The organism is Enterobacter sp. MGH 37 (assembly GCF_000534515.1).
In the GTDB taxonomy this organism is placed as follows: domain Bacteria; phylum Pseudomonadota; class Gammaproteobacteria; order Enterobacterales; family Enterobacteriaceae; genus Enterobacter; species Enterobacter kobei.
The window spans coordinates 2,121,233-2,140,159 of the sequence record NZ_KI973205.1; the positions used below are offsets into that span (position 1 = coordinate 2,121,233).

The 18,927-nt window shown below is 55.2% G+C and carries 16 protein-coding genes and 1 tRNA gene; 7 read left to right on the plus strand and 10 right to left on the minus strand.

Annotated features, from left to right (window positions below; all coding sequences use genetic code 11):
- Nucleotides 1-40 precede the first annotated feature (40 nt).
- From L383_RS13585 to L383_RS13560, 6 genes are all read left to right on the plus strand, one after another.
- Complete coding sequence (locus tag L383_RS13585; RefSeq protein ID WP_023330836.1) at nt 41-1,783, plus strand: IucA/IucC family protein; 1,743 nt, start codon at nt 41-43, stop codon at nt 1,781-1,783.
- Nucleotides 1,783-2,730, plus strand: a complete 948-nt coding sequence (locus L383_RS13580; protein WP_023330837.1) for a GNAT family N-acetyltransferase — start codon at nt 1,783-1,785, stop codon at nt 2,728-2,730. Before L383_RS13585 ends, L383_RS13580 begins: the two co-directional genes overlap by 1 nt.
- Nucleotides 2,727-4,469, plus strand: coding sequence for an IucA/IucC family protein (iucC, locus tag L383_RS13575; protein WP_023330838.1), 1,743 nt, complete (start codon nt 2,727-2,729; stop codon nt 4,467-4,469). The genes L383_RS13580 and iucC overlap by 4 nt, the downstream gene beginning before the upstream one ends.
- Nucleotides 4,466-5,791 (plus strand): lysine N(6)-hydroxylase/L-ornithine N(5)-oxygenase family protein, encoded by a 1,326-nt coding sequence (locus L383_RS13570; RefSeq protein ID WP_023330839.1) that lies wholly within the window; start codon nt 4,466-4,468, stop codon nt 5,789-5,791. Before iucC ends, L383_RS13570 begins: the two co-directional genes overlap by 4 nt.
- A 26-nt stretch (nt 5,792-5,817) precedes the next feature.
- Nucleotides 5,818-8,007: a TonB-dependent siderophore receptor gene (locus L383_RS13565; RefSeq protein WP_023330840.1), complete on the plus strand. Its 2,190-nt coding sequence runs from the start codon at nt 5,818-5,820 to the stop codon at nt 8,005-8,007.
- A gap of 164 nt (nt 8,008-8,171) precedes the next feature.
- Nucleotides 8,172-8,247: transfer RNA gene (locus L383_RS13560), tRNA-Asn, on the plus strand.
- 43 nt (nt 8,248-8,290) lie between these two features.
- Here the strand turns inward: L383_RS13560 and L383_RS13555 are convergent.
- Nucleotides 8,291-9,199 carry a LysR substrate-binding domain-containing protein gene (locus tag L383_RS13555; RefSeq protein WP_014884433.1) on the minus strand — a complete coding sequence of 303 codons (909 nt, stop codon included), beginning with the start codon at nt 9,197-9,199 and terminating at the stop codon, nt 8,291-8,293.
- A gap of 170 nt (nt 9,200-9,369) precedes the next feature.
- Between L383_RS13555 and L383_RS13550 the strand changes: the two genes are divergently transcribed.
- Entirely contained in the window at nt 9,370-9,978 is a 609-nt protein-coding gene (locus L383_RS13550) for a glutathione S-transferase family protein (protein WP_014884434.1), read from the plus strand.
- A 43-nt stretch (nt 9,979-10,021) separates the two neighbouring features.
- Here L383_RS13550 and L383_RS13545 read toward each other — a convergent pair whose 3' ends face one another.
- The 9 genes from L383_RS13545 to L383_RS13510 are packed head-to-tail and all read right to left on the minus strand — an operon-like array spanning nt 10,022 to nt 18,920.
- The gene (locus tag L383_RS13545; RefSeq protein WP_023330841.1) at nt 10,022-10,516 is read right to left on the minus strand and encodes a flavin reductase family protein; all 495 of its coding nucleotides are present in this window, start codon (nt 10,514-10,516) and stop codon (nt 10,022-10,024) included.
- Between the two features lies 1 nt (nt 10,517).
- Entirely contained in the window at nt 10,518-11,828 is a 1,311-nt protein-coding gene (locus L383_RS13540; RefSeq protein WP_023330842.1) for an aminotransferase class III-fold pyridoxal phosphate-dependent enzyme, read from the minus strand.
- Between the two features lie 42 nt (nt 11,829-11,870).
- Complete coding sequence (locus L383_RS13535) at nt 11,871-13,562, minus strand: NAD(P)/FAD-dependent oxidoreductase (RefSeq protein ID WP_023330843.1); 1,692 nt, start codon at nt 13,560-13,562, stop codon at nt 11,871-11,873.
- A 19-nt stretch (nt 13,563-13,581) separates the two neighbouring features.
- Nucleotides 13,582-14,070, minus strand: coding sequence for a hypothetical protein (locus tag L383_RS0123995; protein ID WP_023330844.1), 489 nt, complete (start codon nt 14,068-14,070; stop codon nt 13,582-13,584).
- Nucleotides 14,071-14,085: 15 nt separating this feature from the next.
- Nucleotides 14,086-15,204, minus strand: coding sequence for a beta-ketoacyl synthase N-terminal-like domain-containing protein (locus L383_RS13530; RefSeq protein WP_023337501.1), 1,119 nt, complete (start codon nt 15,202-15,204; stop codon nt 14,086-14,088).
- Between the two features lie 56 nt (nt 15,205-15,260).
- On the minus strand, nt 15,261-15,944 hold the full coding sequence (locus tag L383_RS13525; RefSeq protein WP_014884440.1) for a hypothetical protein: 684 nt from the start codon (nt 15,942-15,944) through the stop codon (nt 15,261-15,263).
- Nucleotides 15,945-15,953: 9 nt separating this feature from the next.
- On the minus strand, nt 15,954-17,399 hold the full coding sequence (locus L383_RS13520) for a class I adenylate-forming enzyme family protein (RefSeq protein ID WP_014884441.1): 1,446 nt from the start codon (nt 17,397-17,399) through the stop codon (nt 15,954-15,956).
- Nucleotides 17,400-17,401: 2 nt separating this feature from the next.
- The gene (locus tag L383_RS13515; protein WP_014884442.1) at nt 17,402-17,665 is read right to left on the minus strand and encodes an acyl carrier protein; all 264 of its coding nucleotides are present in this window, start codon (nt 17,663-17,665) and stop codon (nt 17,402-17,404) included.
- Nucleotides 17,666-17,669: 4 nt separating this feature from the next.
- Nucleotides 17,670-18,920 (minus strand): cation:proton antiporter, encoded by a 1,251-nt coding sequence (locus L383_RS13510; RefSeq protein WP_023330846.1) that lies wholly within the window; start codon nt 18,918-18,920, stop codon nt 17,670-17,672.
- Between the last annotated feature and the right edge of the window lie 7 nt (nt 18,921-18,927).

Genomic DNA, 18,927 nt, shown 5'->3' on the forward strand with positions numbered 1-18,927 from the left:
ATAACGAGAATTATTATCAATCATGGAATGAGGTACATCTATGCGTACTCTGCCCCGCTCCGCCGGTACAGACGTTGCGGCCCAGTGTTTTTTAAACGCCCTGCTGCGCGAAACGACGGACTGGCGCTATCTCCCCGCAGCCGCTGCGGATGAGCTGGCGCATATTCATATCCCGCTTTCTCCCGCTCAGGCCCTGCGGGTTCCGGTACGCTATTTCTCCCCCACCCAGCACCATCAGTACTGTTTCCCGGCAACGCTTATCCAGAGCGATAGCGACTGCGGTGACGCCGTCACATATACCCAACTGGTTGATTTACTTCTTGAAAAACCATCAGTAAAAGGCGTTCTTGATGCCGATACGCTGGCGCGTTTTAAGCAACGCGTGCTGGAAAGCCATGCGCATACCTGGCAGGCGATCGACCTGCGCCACAGCTGGTCCACGCTGCGTGATAAACCGCTGACGTTTGCTGAAGCAGAACAGGCGCTGCTGGTCGGCCACGCATTTCACCCGGCACCGAAGTCGCACGAGCCATTCAACGAAACCGAAGCGCGACGCTATCTGCCTGATTTTGCCTCCCGTTTCCCGCTGCGCTGGTTTGCCGTTGAGAGCACGCGCATTGCTGGTGACAGCCTGAACGTCTCCCTGCGCGAACGTCTGCTGCGCTTCGCCGCCCAGAGCGCGCCTGAGCTGCTCGGCCACTTCACCGACACGCGCTGGCTGTTGCCTATGCACCCATGGCAGGCAGAGCATCTGCTGGGTCAGGCCTGGTGCCAGCGTCTGGTGGAAAACGGTTCATTGCAGGATCTGGGCGAAGCGGGCGCACAGTGGCTGCCCACCAGCTCGTCCCGCTCGCTGTACAGCGAAACCAACAGCGACATGATTAAATTCTCCCTCAGCGTGCGCCTGACCAATTCCGTGCGCACGCTGTCGGTGAAAGAAGTTAAGCGCGGGATGCGCCTGGCGCGCCTGGCGAAAACGGAACGCTGGCAAACGCTTCAGGCACGCTACCCGACGATGCGCGTGATGCAGGAAGACGGCTGGGCGGGGCTGCGTGACGAAAACGGCGTGGTGCAGGAAGAGAGCCTGATGGCCCTGCGCGTCAATCTGCTGTTTGATACGCCGGACACGCAGACCAACGTGCTGGTCAGCCTGACCCAGGCCGCCCCGGATGGCGGTGACAGCCTGCTGGCTGCGGCAGTGCGTCGTCTGAGCCAGCGTCTGGATTTACCCCTCGCTCAGGCCGCACGCTGCTGGCTGGACGCCTATTGCGACCGCGTGTTACTCCCTCTGTTCAGCGCCGAGGCGGACTACGGCCTGGTGCTGCTCGCCCACCAGCAAAATATCCTCGTTGAGATGCAGCAGGATTTCCCCGTCGGGCTTATCTACCGTGACTGCCAGGGCAGCGCCTGGACCGAAGGAGCCGACGGGTGGCTGAAAGAGGCGGGTGAAACTGACGTGGAAAACCGCTTCGGTGAGAGCCAGCTGCTGCGCTACTTCCCTTACTACCTGCTGCTGAACTCCACCCTTGCGGTGACTGCCGCCCTTGCCGCCGCCGGTTTCGACAGTGAAGAGCGCCTGATGGCGCGCGTGCGTGATGCGCTAATCGCGCTGCGCCGTACGGCGAAGCAGACCCGCTGCCTTGACTACGTGCTGGACAGCCCGACCTGGAACTGCAAAGGCAACTTCTTCTGTTATCTGCACGATCGCAACGAAAACACCATCGCCGATCCGGCGGTGATCTATTTCGACTTTAGCAACCCGTTCTACAAGGAGAAGGCGTAATGGCCATCGCGAATATCGTCCATTCTGGCTTCGGCTTTCGCTGCACCGCAACGGATACCGCGCTGCCGCTGACGTTAGGTCTCGACGGCAGCGCGGTGCTGGAGCGTCTCGGGGCTATCCCGGCGGGCTGGCTGGTGGAAGCGCTGGATCAGCTGTTTGTCGCCGCACCCACGCTGACCGGCATTACGCTGCCGTGGGCAACCTGGCAGGATGAACCTCAGGCAAAGGCGCTGTTTAGCCTGGTCCACGGGGATTACCTGGCGCGTGAAACCTTCTGGCAATTGCCGCTCTGGCTGAAAGGCGAACGACCGCAGACGAGCAACGGTATGCAGTTTGATGAGAGCCGTCAGCTGTACTTCCCGCAGCGCCCTCGCCGCCCGCAGGGTGAGGTGTATCGCCGTTACGATCCGCAAATTAAACGCACGCTGAGCTTCCGCGTGGCCGACGTGGCGCTGGATGGCGAACGATTCACGCAATGGATGAACAACCCGCGCGTGAACGCCTTCTGGGAGATGGCCGGCCCGCAGGCCGAACAGGAAAACTACCTGCGCCGTCAGCTTGACTCGACCTACTGCTACCCGGTTATCGGCTGCTTCGACGACCAGCCGTTCGGCTACTTTGAACTCTACTGGGCACCTGAAGACCGCATTGGCCGCCACTACCGCTGGCAGCCGTTCGACCGCGGGCTGCATATGCTGGTGGGCGAAGAGCGCTGGCGCGGCGCGCAGTACATCCGCAGCTGGCTGCGCGGTCTGAGCCACTACCTGTATCTGGATGAACCGCGCACGACGCGCATTGTGGCCGAGCCGCGCTTCGACAACCAACGCCTGTTCCGCCACCTGGCGTCCGCCGGTTTCGACACCGTAAAAGAGTTCGACTTCCCGCACAAGCGCTCGCGCCTGATCGTGAGCGAGCGTCACCGCTTCTTCCATGAGGTGGAACTGTGAACGCGCTCTGGCAGAAAGTAAACCGCGAGATGGTGGCGAAGATCCTCGCCGAGCTGGAATACGAACGTACCCTGCGCGCTGAGCCGGTTTCATCGGACGGCTGGCGCATCACCATGGGCACGGAGTCCTGGCAGTTTCGCGCCACGCGCGGGATCTGGGGCTGGCTGCATATCGATCCTGATACCCTGACCACCGCCAGCGGCGCCGCCGTGGAAGCGGAAAGCACGCTGCTGCAGCTGGCGACCGTGCTGGAGATGAGCGACGCGCAAACGGCGGAGCATATGGAAGATCTTTACGCCACGCTGCGCGGTGATATTCAGCTGCTCCAGGCGCGTGAAGCGCTGGATGCCGACGCGCTGATCCACCTCGACCCGGATGAATTACAGTGTCTGATGAGCGGTCATCCTAAGTTTATTTTCAACAAAGGCCGCCGCGGATGGGGGCTGGATGCCCTGCATCAGTACGCGCCTGAGTATCGCGGACGTTTTCGTCTGCACTGGGTTGCCGTTCAGCGTGAACACCTGGTCTGGAGCAGCGACGCCGATTGCGACATTCAGAATCTGCTTGCCAGTACCATGGACAACGCCGAGCGCGTCCGGTTTGAGCATCGCTGGCAGGCGCTGGGGCTCGAAGAAAGCTGGCTGCCCGTGCCGCTACACCCATGGCAGTGGCAGCAGAAAATTGCCATTCACTTCCTGGCGCAGCTTTCGCGTGGTGAGATGGTGGAGCTGGGCGAGTTTGGCGATGAATATCTGGCGCAGCAGTCCCTGCGCACGCTCACCAACGCCAGCCGTCGCGCGCCGTTTGACATCAAGCTGCCGCTGACCATCTATAACACCTCCTGCTATCGCGGCATTCCGGGCAAATACATTGCCGCCGGGCCGCTGGCCTCACGCTGGCTGCAGCAGCAGTTCGCCTCTGACGCCACGCTGATTCGCTGCGGCGCGCAGGTACTGGGTGAACCCGCCGCCGGATATCTGTCGCATCCGGGCTATGCCGCATTACCGAAAGCGCCCTACCGCTATCAGGAGATGCTGGGGGTGATCTGGCGCGAGAATCCGTCCTGTTATTTAGAAGACGGTGAACAGGCGGTGCTGATGGCGGCGCTGATGGAAACCGATAACGCCGGGCGTCCGCTGATCGACGCGTGGATTAAGCGCTCGGGGCTAAGCGCCGACGCGTGGCTGGAAAAGCTGTTCGACGCGACGGTGATCCCGTTCTATCACCTGCTCTGCCGCTACGGCGTGGCGCTGATCGCCCACGGTCAGAACGTAACGCTGGTGATGAAAAACTACGTGCCGCAGCGCATCCTGCTGAAGGATTTCCAGGGTGATATGCGTCTGGTGGACGAAGATTTCCCGCAGGCGCAGAGCCTGCCGGCGCAGGTGAAGGACGTTACGGCACGTCTGAGCGCGGATTACATCATCCACGACCTGCAAACCGGTAACTTTGTGACGGTGCTGCGCTTTATCTCGCGTCTCACCCTGCAATGCGGCGTGAGCGAAATCCGTTTCTATCAAATCCTGGCGGGGGTATTGCGCCGGTATATGGCTGCGCACCCCGAGCTTGCGGAACGTTTCGCGATGTTCGACCTGTTTAAGCCGCAAATTATTCGCGTGATCCTCAACCCGGTCAAACTGACCTTCTCCGAGCATGACGGCGGCAGCCGCATGCTGCCGAACTACGTTACCGACCTTGATAACCCTCTTTTTCTGGCCTCCCGGGAGTCAGCGCAATGAAAACCTATGATTTCATCGGCATTGGTATTGGCCCGTTTAACCTCAGCATCGCCGCCCTGGCAGAAGGGCTGGACGGTTTTAGCTCACTGTTCCTTGAGCGCAAGCCGCACTTCTCCTGGCACCCGGGGATGATGGTGCCGGACTGCCACATGCAGACCAGCTTCCTGAAGGATCTGGTCAGCGCCGTGGAGCCGACCAACCGCCACAGCTTCCTGAACTACCTGGTGCAGCGTAAAAAGTTCTACAGCTTCCTGACCACCGAACAGCGCACGGTGTCTCGCGAAGAGTTTGCCGATTACCTGTGCTGGGCGGCAGAAAACCTCACCAATCTCGCCTTCAGCCAGCAGGTGCAACAGGTGAGCTTTGATGAGACAAGCGGTCTGTTTGAGGTCGTGACCCAGCGGGATCGGTTCTTTGCCCGCCACGTCTGCGTGGGGATTGGCAAACAGATTAACCTCCCGGATTGCGTGACGGTGCAGGACGACACCTGTTTCCACGCCAGCGAGATGATGCTGCGCACGCCAAATTTAGCGGGCAAGCGCGTGACCGTCGTCGGTGGCGGCCAGAGCGGTGCCGACCTGTTCTTAAATATCTTCCGCGGGGAATGGGGCCAGCCGCTAAGCCTGAACTGGGTGTCGCGCCGTAACAATTATAACGCGCTGGATGAAGCCGCCTTCGCCAACGAGTACTTCACGCCGGAGTATGTGGACAGCTTCTCCACGCTCGGCGAAGAGGCCCGTCGTCAGATGCTGCACGAGCAGAAGATGACCTCTGACGGCATTACCACCGAGTCCCTGCTGGCAATTTACCGCGCCATGTATCACCGCTTTGAGGTGCTGCGCGAAAAACCGTGGGCGCACCTTCTGCCGTCCCGCTCGGTGACGTCACTGGCGCGTCAGGAAAACGGTCAGCGTCTGAGCATACAGCATCATCTCGACGGCGGTCGCGAACAGCTGGATACCGACGTGGTGATCTTTGCCACCGGTTACCGCGCCGTGCAGCCTGCGTTCCTTGCCCCGCTGTCTCACCGCCTGCATCTGGATACGGACGAAGCCTTCTGCATCAACAACGATTTCACCCTCGAATGGGACGGCCCGCAGAGCAACCGCCTGTTTGCCGTCAATGCCGGGATGCACCGTCTCGGCATTGCTGAACCCCAGCTCAGCCTGATGGCCTGGCGTGCCGCACGCATTCTTAACCGCGCGCATCCTGACGAGCCATTTGAGCTGGCTACCACACCCGGCGTTATCCACTGGCGCACCACCGCCAGCCAGGACAGCAGCCCGGTTTTTAACGCGTTAGAGAAAACGACCGAGTACTGACACACACAATCAGGATCAACATAACAATGAAACGTTCTCATCTTTGGGTTTTAAATCCTTGCTTGCTTGCAATGCTTTCTACCTCTGCGTGGGCGGAAGAACAAAAGGAAGAAAATATCGTGGTCTCCGCCAGCCGTGCACACCGCAGCGTGGCCGAGATGGCGCAGACCACGTGGGTTATTGAACGGTCTGAAATTGAGCAGCAGGTTCAGGGCGGAAAGGAGATTAAAGAAGTCCTGGCGCAGCTGATCCCGGGCATGGACGTCAGCAGCCAGGGGCGTACCAACTACGGTATGAACCTGCGCGGCCGCTCGATGATGGTGATGGTGGACGGCGTGCGCCTGAACTCCTCCCGCAGCGACAGCCGCCAGCTCGACTCCATCGATCCGTTCAACATTGACCGTATCGAAGTGATCTCCGGCGCCACGTCCCTCTACGGCGGCGGCAGCACCGGCGGCCTGGTGAACATCGTCACCAAAAAAGGCCAGCCGGAGACCGAAGTTGAGTTCCAGACCGGAGCAAAAAGCGGCTTTAACAGCCACAACGACCACGATGAGAACGTGTCGGCGGCGGTCAGCGGCGGCAACGACAACGCCTCGGGTCGTCTGTCGGTGTCGTATCAGCGTTACGGCGGCTGGTATGACGGCAACGGCGACGAGGTGATCATTGATAACACCCAGACCGGCTTACAGTATTCCGACCGTATTGATGTGATGGGGACCGGCACCCTCAACATTGATGAACACCAGCAGCTTCAGCTCACGACGCAGTACTATAAGAGCGAGTCCGACGGCAAGCATGGCCTGTACCTCGGGAAAAACTTCTCGGCGGTCACGGGCGATGCGACTGCCTATAACAAAGGTAATCTCGATTCTGACCGTATACCGGGTACCGAGCGTCATCTGATTAACCTGCAATACTCCAATACCGACTTCTGGGGCCAGGATCTGGTTGCGCAGATTTACTATCGTGACGAAAGCCTGACCTACTACCCCTTCCCGACCCTGACCAAAGGCGTCGTGAGCAGCATCGGTGCGTCGCAGCAGAAAACCGATTTTTACGGCGGCAAGCTGACGCTGAACAGCAAACCGATGGATGATTTAACCCTGACCTGGGGTGTGGATGCCGACCATGAAACCTTCGATGCCAATCAGCAGTTCTTTGATCTGAGCAAAGCAGCGGCGAGCGGCGGCATGGAGCTTGATAACGCCTATAACGTGGGCCGCTACCCGGGTTACAGCATTACCAACCTCGCCCCGTTCCTGCAGGCCAGCTACGACATTGACGCCATCACCCTGAGCGGCGGCGTGCGCTACCAGTACACCGAAAACAAGGTGGACGATTTTGTGGGTTACGCCCAGCAGCAGGCCATTGCAACCGGGAAAGCCACCTCCGCAGACGCGGTGCCGGGCGGGAAAACCGATTACAATAACTTCCTGTTCAACGCCGGGATCCTCGGTCGTCTGACCGAACAGCAGCAGCTGTGGTTTAACTTCTCCCAGGGCTTTGAAATTCCGGATCTGGCGAAGTACTACGGTTCCGGGACTTATCAGCTCAGCAACGGTCACTATCGCCTGCTGAATAGCGTGAACGTGAACGACTCGACGCTTGACGGCATCAAGGTCAACGCATACGAGCTGGGCTGGCGCTACACCGGCGATAACCTGCGTACCCAGGTCGCGGCGTATTACTCGCTCTCGGACAAAACGATCACCATCAACAAGACGGACATGACCATCAACCTCGAAGACGACAAGCGTCGTATCTACGGGATTGAAGGCCAGGTGGACTATTTCTTCACCGACAGCGACTGGAGCACGGGCGCGAACTTTAACGCCATTAAGTCTGAAACCCGCGAAAACGGCAAATGGGAGAAGCTGACGGTAGACAGCGCCAGCCCGTCTAAAGCCAGCGCATGGGTCAACTGGGCGCCGGGCGACTGGACCCTGCGCGTGCAGAGCACGCAGACCTTTGACGTGTCAGATGCGGACGGCAAGAAGATCGATGGCTATAACACGGTCGACTTCCTGGGCAGCTACGCCCTGCCGGTGGGTAAAGTGAGCTTCAGCGTGGAAAACGTGCTGGACAAAGACTACACCACCGCCTGGGGCCAGCGCGCGCCGGGGCTGTATAGCCCAACCTACGGTGCGCCAGGTCTGTATACCTATAAAGGCCGTGGCCGTACGTTTGGTCTGAACTACTCCGTACTGTTCTAATCCTGTGCGCCGCCTGCGGGCGGCGCAATTTGCTGCGTAATTTCAGCACGAATTTGCTATAAAATCAGCGATTTGCTGAAATTGTCGGCAAACGAACGAAAAGTACGTTTTCCCCCTTTGACAAGACGAACTGAGGTCGCTACTATTCGCCTCGTTCACACGATTCCTCTGTAGTTCAGTCGGTAGAACGGCGGACTGTTAATCCGTATGTCACTGGTTCGAGTCCAGTCAGAGGAGCCAAATTTGAAAAGCCTGCTTTTAGAGCAGGCTTTTTGCTTTTCTGTTAGCCGTTACTTTCCACTGCCCCTGTCAACTGACGCCAGGCCGCCACTTCCTCATCCAGCCACTCACTAAAGAGAGCCACCTCCGGTTTCGCTTCCGTTAACTGCGATGTCACCAGCCAGTAAGGCCAGGGATAAGGTGCAGTGAAAGGGGTAAGCTGGACCAGTTCGCCCCGGGTGATGGCATCCTGTACCAGAGAGCGACGTTCCAGCGCGATACCTTTACCGAGTCTGACAGCCTCAAGGACTAAATTTGAGTCGTTAATGCATAACCCGCCGGGCACAATATCTTTTTCCAGTCCCGCATTGAAACACCAGGTTTTCCACGACTCCATGGAGAATATGATTTTACTCTTTGCCACCTCTGCTGGCGTTGCCGGGAGGATGCCGCCGTTATAACCGGGTGCTGCAACCACAATCAGTTCATCTGAAAACAGATAATGGCAGTCGCTTCCTTCCCAGTTACCTTTCCCCATGCGTATCGCCACATCTATCCCTTCCTGCTGCATGCTGGTGATCGTCAGACTGGCCTGGATCCGCAGCGTGATGTGTGGATATTTTTCCCGAAACCGCTCCAGACGCGGCAACAACCAGTGACAACCAAAAGACGGCACCATCGCCAGCGTCAGTTCCAGTATTCTCGGTTTCACCTGCACTAACCGGGTAGCATCTGCGATATGATTCAGCGCTTCGCGCACCTGTAACGCGTAGAGACGCCCCTCTTCGTTGATCTGCACCCCTCGCCCATGACGGATAAACAGCTTCACCCCCACCATTTCCTCCAGCACTTTAATCTGCTGGCTGATGGCGGAATGGGTAACGTGAAGCTCTTTCGCCGCAAGCGTTACGCTGCCAAGGCGAGCCACAGCTTCAAAACTACGCAAACTTGCGATAGGTGGAAAATCCGACATGAAACCACTCCCTCATAGACTGAATCTGATAAACGCTAACCGGCCAATCTGTCAGTAATACTAACTCAGGCCGTAAGATACTGATGATATTCGCCATAACGAATTTATTGTAATGTCTGTTTATCATCTTCAATGAAGCGTTTTTTCACACAGACAGGAAAACTGGAATCATGATAAAGCTGATTGGCATGATGGATTCTCCTTATGTACGCCGCGTGGCGGTCTCCCTGGAACTTTATGGCGTTGCGTTTGAAAGCCAGCCGTTGTCCGTATTCAGCACATTTGAGGAATTTTCCCGGATTAACCCTGCGGTAAAAGCGCCAACGCTGGTTCTGGAGAATGGAACACGTCTGATGGACTCGTCTCTCATACTGAATTATTTTGAGGCTCAGGCCGCGCCTGAACGGAGACTCCTGCCCGTGACGCCGGATGCACTGGCGAACGATCTCCAGACGCTGGGCTTTATCCTCGCCGCCGCGGAGAAAGCTGTGCAAAATGTGTACGAACACAACCTGCGCCCGGCGGAGAAACAACATAATCCGTGGATAGAACGTATTACCGTCCAGCTGCTGGCTGCCTGTCGGGAATGGAACGCGCTGCTGGAAGCCCGTCCGGAAAATGCGGTGGCCGATCAGGTTGCTGTCACCAGTACGGTTATCTGGACATTTATTCAGTCAATGATCCCTCACGTCGTTAACGCCGGGGATTTTAAAAAGATTCAGGCGGTTGCCGACGTTTTCGAAAACCAGGCGGCATTTAAAAAATACCCTTTTAGTTAACGCTTCGCTCGGCGTGTTATGGGGCTTTTCAGCCCCTTTTTTTTTAGGCAGGAATCGACAGACCCGCGGTGGTGGCATAGCGACCGTTGAAAAAGATGAGCGGTTCACCTTCAGTATGTAACGAATCCACCACCTCACCGATGAATATCCAGTGATCGCCACCGTCTACCTGACGCCACATTTTGCATTCAAGATGCGCGAGTGCCCCGTCAATCAAAGGCAGTTTAAAGCCGCTGACCCGGTGGTCTACGCGATGAAATTTGTCGCTCCCCGCGCTGGCAAAAATATCGCTAACCTGATGCTGTTGGCCCGACAGGACATTTATCGCAAAGGCGTCCGCCTCCAGAAAATGCTGAGCGTACCAGGATTGCTTGCGCAGGCTCCAGAGCACCAGCGGGGGTTCCAGGGAGACGGTGTTAAAGCTGCTGATGGTTAGCCCATGGAAATTGTTATCTTTATCCATCATGGTCACGACACACACGCCAGTTGCGAATTGACCAAATACGTTCCGTAATGTTCGGCTATCAAACTGCGCCATTTTATTTCACCTCTGCTAAGCCTGAAGACGCGACCTGCTGCTGCAGCGCGCCGGCAAAAATTGTCAGCCCTTCATCCAGAACGCTGTCTTCAATCGTTAGCGGCATTAAAAAGCGGATAGCATTTGCCTGTTTGCCGCATTTAAGAAGAATAAGCCCCTCACGGGCACAGCTTTTGACTAACCGATCGATAAGCCCGGTCGCCGGCGTTCGCTCTCCATGCTCCAGAGAAAAAAGCTCCAGCGCAATCATGGCGCCAGTCCCGCGTATCTCATAGCCAATCGACAGAGGGCTGACAATGGACACTAAGGCGGAGCGCAGACGTTGACCCAGACGCCGGGCTGCGCCCAGCAGGTCCGTCTCTTCAAAGAGCTTAAGTACCGCCAGCGCTGCCGCGCAGGAAAGCGGGTTGCCTGCCCAGGTTCCACCAAGACCGCCCGGTGCCACCTGGTTGATAAGCGACTCACGACCCACCACGCCAGACAGCGGAAGTCCGCCGGCAACGGATTTACCGAACACAATTAAATCGGCGTCAACACCGGTTTGTTCCATAGCAAAGAACGTCCCCGTGCGCCCCGCGCCAGACTGAACTTCATCCGCGATTAACACGATGCCTTCCCGGTCACAGAGTTCACGCAGAGCACGCATAAACGCAGGCGGCACGACGTAAAACCCGCCCTCCCCCTGAACGGGCTCGATGACGATAGCGGCCACATCCTGGGGGGCAATGTCGCTCGTTAATATCATCTTGAGGCCCGCCAGCGCCTGAGCAATATCACGCTCCGTCTCTCCCTGCGGGAAGGGTGCCCGAAAGACCGGGCCGGGCATGATCCCCATCCCCTGGCTGTAGGGCGCAATTTTGCCGTTCATCGCGAGGGTCATAAACGTACGCCCGTGATAGGCACCGCTGAAAACAATAACACCGCTTCGCCGCGTGGCCACGCGGGCAACCTTAAGCGCGCTTTCCACCGCTTCGGACCCCGTCGTCAGGAGAAAACTCCGTCGGTCAAAATCTCCCGGCATTAAGGCGTTAATACGTTCACACACCGCGATATACGATTCATAAGGGGTGGCGGCAAAACAGCTGTGGGTAAACTGGTGCAGCTGGCGTTCAACGGCCGCGATAACGTTGGGATGAAGATGGCCGGTATTGAGCGCGGCAATGCCGCCGGAAAAATCAATGTAGCGACGGTTGTTGACGTCATACATCACCGCATTTTCCGCTCGTTGAATATAAACCGGATGCATCTGGTTAATACCACGGGCGACGGCACCCTCCCGTCGCTGCAAAAGCTGCTCGACTACAGTATCCATAACGCTCTCCTCAGGGGGCGGTCGGAACAACCGCCCGTCAGGTTATTGATGACGCGCCTGTTGCAACATGGCATCTGCATGCTGGTTTAACTGCTGACGATCGCCATAGCGGTAAGGATCGAGGAAATCGAAACGGACCGGTTTATCTCCGCGGTCGAACAAGTGCCCGATTCCGCCAGGCGCGTTATGAGCCCAGTAGAACAGAGAATCGGCAAATTCCTCCGTTGCCCGGGACAGGTAACGATTGGTGAAATCAGAGAAATCGATGGGGAAATGCTCGCGGTTGTCAGCAAAAAGCGAATGAAGCGTAGCGATTACCTCTTTTTCTGGAAGGTTACCGGCGCGATAGGCTTCCATTGTTTCGCAGGCCTTATCGAAAATAGCCTCATAGTAAGGGCTCTCAATGGAAAGATGTCCCGGATAGGTTGCGCTTTCAAATTCCTTCTCAAGCCGCTCGTCATCACCGTGCTGCTGATAGTCGCTGAGGATTTTACGCAGACGCAACACGCCGATGTAACTGCCGCTAATCCAGATACGGAACCACGCATTCCACAGTGGGAAGCTATCAAATGCGGTGAATGAATTTGCCACCAGCCTGTCGTTTACCTTCACCACTTCCAGGCTGTAATCCTGATAGCTGGCGAAATTCGCTGCTGACCAGTCATCCTGTCTGACGGCACGAACAATTTTAGGCGCGACGCGCAGAATCGATTCGAACGTATTCACCAACCCGCGCGAGAACAGCGGATCGACAAAGCCCACTGCATGGCCTAAAAGGCAATAACGCTCCCCTACGCTTTCGCGGCTGGTGTAATTCAGACGAGGTGCAACGGTCCATTCGCGTACCCGTGCCGCGCTCTCAAAGTGACGGGCAACGGAGGGGTGCTCATCGAGAAAACGGGTAAACTCTTCTTCCGGATCGCCTGCGGGACCATGTTTATCAATATCGAACTGCAGGCCGACGCTGCATAAGGTATTGGTCGAATAGGGGTGGTTGTTGAACGGAATAATCCACAGCCATCCGCCTTCAAACATGTGGTGCAGCGTGCTCTGTGAGAGCGGGGTCGGCGAACCGGTCACGTCCGTTGAGGCGATGACGTCTTCATACAGTTTGACCCCTGTCATATGGGTGAACAACGAACGCGTACGGCTCTGCATCTCACGTGCACCTTCGCGCAGGCCAAACTTATCGGCAACCGGTGAACGATAGCCTGCTGCATCCACGACGTACCTGGCTTTTATCTGCTCTTTTCCCAGATCCAGCAGCATCCCGTCGCCGGTTTCTTCAATCGACTGGATGCGGGTTTGCTGGCGAATATCGGCCCCCAGACGTGCGGCCAGCGCCAGATAATAGGCATCAACATCCTGACGGAACAGATGCGCTTCCGGCGACAATACGGGTGTCGACACAACGTCCTGGGGATTATGCGCTTTATTCTTACCGTTCCATGCAAAGCTGAACGCCAGTTTAATACCGGCGCTCGACGTACCAATATTTTCCATCAGCGCGTGAATTTCCCCCGGCCACGCCAGCTCAGGAATATTGTACTGACGCGCCAGAATTTTCAACAGTACAGCACTTTCCGGCACCATCGATTCTCCGACGGCAAAGCGAGGATGGGTACCGGCATCAATAATTACCACGTTTAATTTCTGTTTTGCCAGAATAGCGCCGAGCATGGTTCCTGCAATACCGCTCCCGATGATGGCCACATCATAATGACTTTGTTTCATTGCTTTACCCTTAATAATATTACTGAGTGACTAGCTGAGTTGTTATTTCGATTTCATGTTCACGCGTGTGATCTGCCTGAATCAGAAAAAGATATGTTGCCTGTTGTGTTAACCATTCTCTCGCCAGAGACAGGGCAATTTCTTTGCCAGTGCGCTGCGGCATTGTCAGTACCATGGTGGGTCCCTGAAAGCGATAGCGCGTACAGCAAATGGAAATAGGTGCCCCAACATTGGCATTAATAAAATCGACCGGAGAGACGCGCGATTTTATTGCCATGTCATGAATAATTTTCTCGCTGGTATTCACTGGGAATGCCGTGCCAAACTGAATAACCCCGACGCTTTCAAGATGATTATCCAGCAATCCCTTGTGCTGTTGATAAAGTTCATCGACAGTAAACAGCACATTTAAAGACAATGGGTCGGCTGTTTTTAGCCCCCGGCGCAAGGTCTCATCTAAATCAGACCAGATTAATGAGCGTGCGGTACTCGTAGAAACGATCTTCATTAGCTGCCCCACCTTTTACATTACGGTAAATATCAGGCAGGTGTTAAAACCACCAAACCCAATCGTCATGCTTAACCCGGTCTTTCCCGTTAAGGGCTGAGGCTGCGCGGCAGGTAAATTAAAACGCAGGCCATCAATCGGCTTTTTCAGTTCATACACCGGGGGGATCGTGCCCGCATTGAGGCTATGAATGAGCGCGATGGCTTCCAGCGCCCCTGTCGCCCCCAGCGTATGGCCAAAATTGCCCTTCGTCGCGAAGACCCAGGGACGATGTGTGAAAAACTGGTTATAGGCATTGCTTTCAACCCGATCGTTGGTCAGGGTACCCGAACCGTGCGCATTAATAAGCGCAATATCGCCAGGTTCAAGTCCCGCCTGCGTCAGGGCACGCTGCAATGCCAGGCGGATGCCATTGCCTTGCTCATCCGGCGCGGTCAAGCCTGCCGCATCGTTAGACGCCCCAGCACCGACAAGCCTTGCCAGCACGCGTGGTGCAGAGCCGCCTTCTCGTTGCAGCACCAGAAAACCGGCCCCTTCTCCGAGAATGGTTCCTTCGTGTGTAGCATCGAACGATTTCAGGGTAGAAAGTGAGAGCGTGCCTAATGCGCTATGGGCCAGACGTTTTGAATCAGTAAGAATATCGGCGCCGCCGCACACGCACAGATCGGCTTGCCCCGTTGCAATTAAATGCGCCCCCAGAAGAAGAGCATCCGAGCCCGAGGAGCAGGCGGTAGAAAGGGCTATCCCTTCCATTCCCAGCGACTCCGCTACCTCGTTGACCCAGCCGTCGAGCGGCTCCCGGCAAAACGCCTCGCTGTCGAGGCGGAATCCCAGACTGGTTCCGACAATCAAAAAGCGTCGCTCCTCCGGCACAGGTTCTGCTGCACCCGAATCCTCTAGCGCCTGGCGGGCCGTGCGTTTCGTCAGAGCGATCAATTTTTCGCGCATTTCGGCAGGCCATTCACCCGGCAGCATGGCGGCCAAATCGGTACGCAAGCTTCGATCCGATGGCGCAGGCGCAATACCGGTTTGTTTTTCCAGTAAAGTCTGGAAAACATCCTCGATACGATCGCCAGACGCAGTTGTCCATCCCATGCCGACAACATTGGCGACATACGTTGTAGTAGTCATCATTTTTTCCTTTACCGCAAAATAGTACGGTAAGCTGGTTAAAGTGAATTAACGATATATCAGTGGAACGCGCGCAAAAATTCGTTTGAAGGTTTATCTTCAAGCGGAGAAGGAGAAAAATTATCTTTAATCTCGCCTGCCGTTAACTCTATCTTTCGTTGATAAGGTTCTTTTTGTAGCCAGCGTGGACTTTCAATAAAATCAAATGCGATGTCTGTCGCATCAAATCCTTCGAGCTCGGCAGGCTTAACCACTTTCCTTCTTTTACGGTCCAGAACCTGTGCATAAGCAGAAATATCAAAATATCGAATGCGATCATCTTCCACTACTGCATTAATACAATGCCAGGGGCGGGGCAAATAAAGATAATTCACAAAAATATTCCGAAGAGAATACACTGGCTTGTTGATTATCTGGCTATACAGTATTGCCGAGACATCGGCCATTTCCGAACAGAAGCAGGGCAAGCGCTGTGTTTGACCCAGCATTTCACGAAGATAATCCTGAGGTGTCAGGTTACGTATGACCTCGTCGCGAAAATGCTCGTAACGTGAAATATAATAATCCCAATGCTCCTCAGGAAATTTGAGGCGAACGATGTCTGCCGGCCATGTTTCAAACACATCTGATTCCTGAAGGACATGGCACATTGTTTTTGGAACTTCACGTAGAATATCATCAAGGCTCGCCAGGTGATATTTTTCAATGACTGCCCGTGCCAGTTCCCGAAGTTCATCATTCATAACATCACCTTACTTATATTGTGTTAAAGAGGCCGCGCCACAATAAACAAAGTTTATATTACGTGGCCGTTCGTGGCGTTTGAGTTTTTTCAGCAGGCTGGCACTGTGCTGCTGGCAATTGGTTTCATTGATCACTGATTCATCGCAGGTCAAAACAATATCGAATCCCGCAATTTGATCCCCTTCATTGACAATTTGGGTCTTGCAGGTCATCACCCCTTTAATTTCCCGGCACAGCTGCTTCACGGCGCCGATATTGACTTTCTCATCCCTGATAACAATAAAATCACTGATTCTGCCTTTGAAAAACAGGAACCCATCAGCGTCCTGGAAGAAGATGTCTCCGGTGCGAAGCCAGCGTTTGCCATCAAGCTCAATGAACGTTTGTCGGTTACCGCGCCCAATGCGCTTGACGAGCAACGTATCAGAACTAATTAGCAACTCCCCCTGCCCGTCCTGGCCGTCTGCACCGGGCAGGATACGAACGTCCGTCTGGTCAATAGGACGTCCGGCTGACGCATAATATCCTCTCCCCAGCAGATGAGCCGGGCATGTCGACACCCGCGGTCCGGCCTCACTGATGCCATAAGTCAGATATAACTCAAGCCATGGCTGTCGGAGTAAAAAGGCTTCCACCTCATTCGGCGCAGCCAAATCGCCCCCAATCGTCAGTTTGTTTAACCCCGGCGGAAGCGTTGTTTCCCAGGCGTTCAACTGTCGCAGCAATACGGGCGTGAGCGAACTTAGGGTCACGCCGTATCGCTGTAAATCATCCAGATAATGGGGTACAGAAAACGGAGGTCCACTGATAACAATTTCGCAGCCCGTCTCCAGGGCAGCAATCATCTGGGCAACCAGCGCGGTGGAATAGCACATCGGCAAACTGATCAATACCCTGTCGCTGGCGCTCATGCCGATACTTTTGGCATGACGCAGCGCGTTACGCCGCAGCGAATCAAAATGATGGACACAGCCGCTGCTGAACGACGACGACGTGCCGGACGTGGCTATCACGACCTGCCCCGGCTGTGTCTGTACGGGTCCGCCATCACGGCATTTTCCCACCTGCCAGCGCCCGAGGGGTTCAGCTGCGCTTACGCCCAGCTCCTGCCATCGTCCTGGCTGAACCGGCGTACGCACCAGCGCCCCCGCCGCAAAGTCCTCAAGCATCTGCAGGATGCGTTCTGCTGGCGTGAGCGGCGGGATCAGCGCAGGCACAAAGCCACTGTTGAGGACAGCAAAGAACATATACATCAAGTCCGGGCAGTTCGGCATCGCTATCAGCACCACCCGACCGGGTTCCAGACTCTGCCGCTGCCAGTAATCGACATAGTATTGATAACTCTCTCCTTCAGTGCCGCTGGTCCCCACCGCAGACGTTGCCTGCACCGGAGAAAATAAACCGGCAGGCTCATAGGGAACAAATGCGGCACATTCTTCTGCTCGCGTTAACATTCTCAGGCTCCAAGCTTATTCATAATGAAACGCGAAAGGGTTTGGCACGAATAAAAATTCGCGGGCGAAAACTCTTTATCTTCAACTTTAATATTAAACTCTTCCTCACACTGGAAGCGTAATTCTACAAATCCAATAGAATCCATTCCTACCATTGAGGCGAGACCGGTCTCGTCAGCAATATCTTCGCGCTCGACATCCAGACCAATACGTTCAGCGATGATTTCTTTAATACGATCGACAATTACAGGCATATCCAGCTTCATAATTTTACCCTTTAATGTTTTCAAGTGTTTTATTTACTACAGCGGAAGATGATTCTTTATTTAACCAACGTAATATTGGCGGTGTGGTTGCCGTTACCACGAGCGCCACGATGACCATAATGGAGTAGACTCGTTGTGAAATAAGATGCAATTCGAGCCCGATAGACAGCACAACCAGCTCCATCAGACCACGCGTATTCATGAGCGCGCCAATCATAGAGGCTTCACGAAGGGAATATCCTGAAATACGCGCCCCGAGCAGAGCACCACTGAATTTGGTTATAAATGCCAGTAAGGTGAACCCAATTATCCAGGCAATGTCCTGCGTTGCCATACTGAAGTCGAAATGCGTTTTCAGACCGGCGCTGACAAACAACACGGGAAGTAAAAGATAGTGCATGAAACCGTTCATACTCGCATGCCATTGCTTCGCTAACCCGGGGATCCGCGCGAACATGCTGCCCGCCAGCAAGGCACCGAAACCACTGTGCAGGTGAAGATACTCCGCTCCCCACGCGCTGACCAAAATCCAAAAAATGATCGCCGGAAATCTCATCTCCGGCCTGTGCGCATACCGTATAAGCAGGGGAACCACGACTTTGCCGGTCACCAACCCATAAAGTACCAGGGCTGCCGTCACGACCGCCAAATACGACCACAGCGAATCAGATTTTCCTTCAACCGCGGCAAATACGCTGTCCAAAGCCAAAATCCCCCAGCCTGCCACATCGGTAAGAATGGCAGCGGTAATGACGGGAGGAATGATGGCCAGGTGAAGCATTTTTAAATCTTCAATGATTCGCACAATGACCGGCAGAGCGGATACCGCCAGCGCCGTCCCCATAAAGATATTAAATAAAAGACGATCGGTTTGTGGCGCCAGTTCGGCATGTACCGAATTTCCCGCTAACATGCCACCGATAAACGGCAGCAGCATGCCCAGGAACGCTATTTTCAATGCAGCGATAGTCTGCTTTCGACGGCCATGATTATGACCATGAAAATGCGACAACCCAATATCGAACATGAGCAGAATCATGCCCAGATTCGCCAGCTTATCTATGGTGGTCAGCGACTCCTGGCTAAATAAAGACGTTTGAAATGAGAACAGAGACATTATTCCGGGAAAGAAAGTCGGTCCCAATAAAACGCCTGCAGAAATATGGCCAATAACCTGTGTTTGACCTATTTGCTCCATAAGTTTGCCGACGACATAGCAGGCAAAAACAATTACCGAAAGCTGAATAATAAACATGGGTATC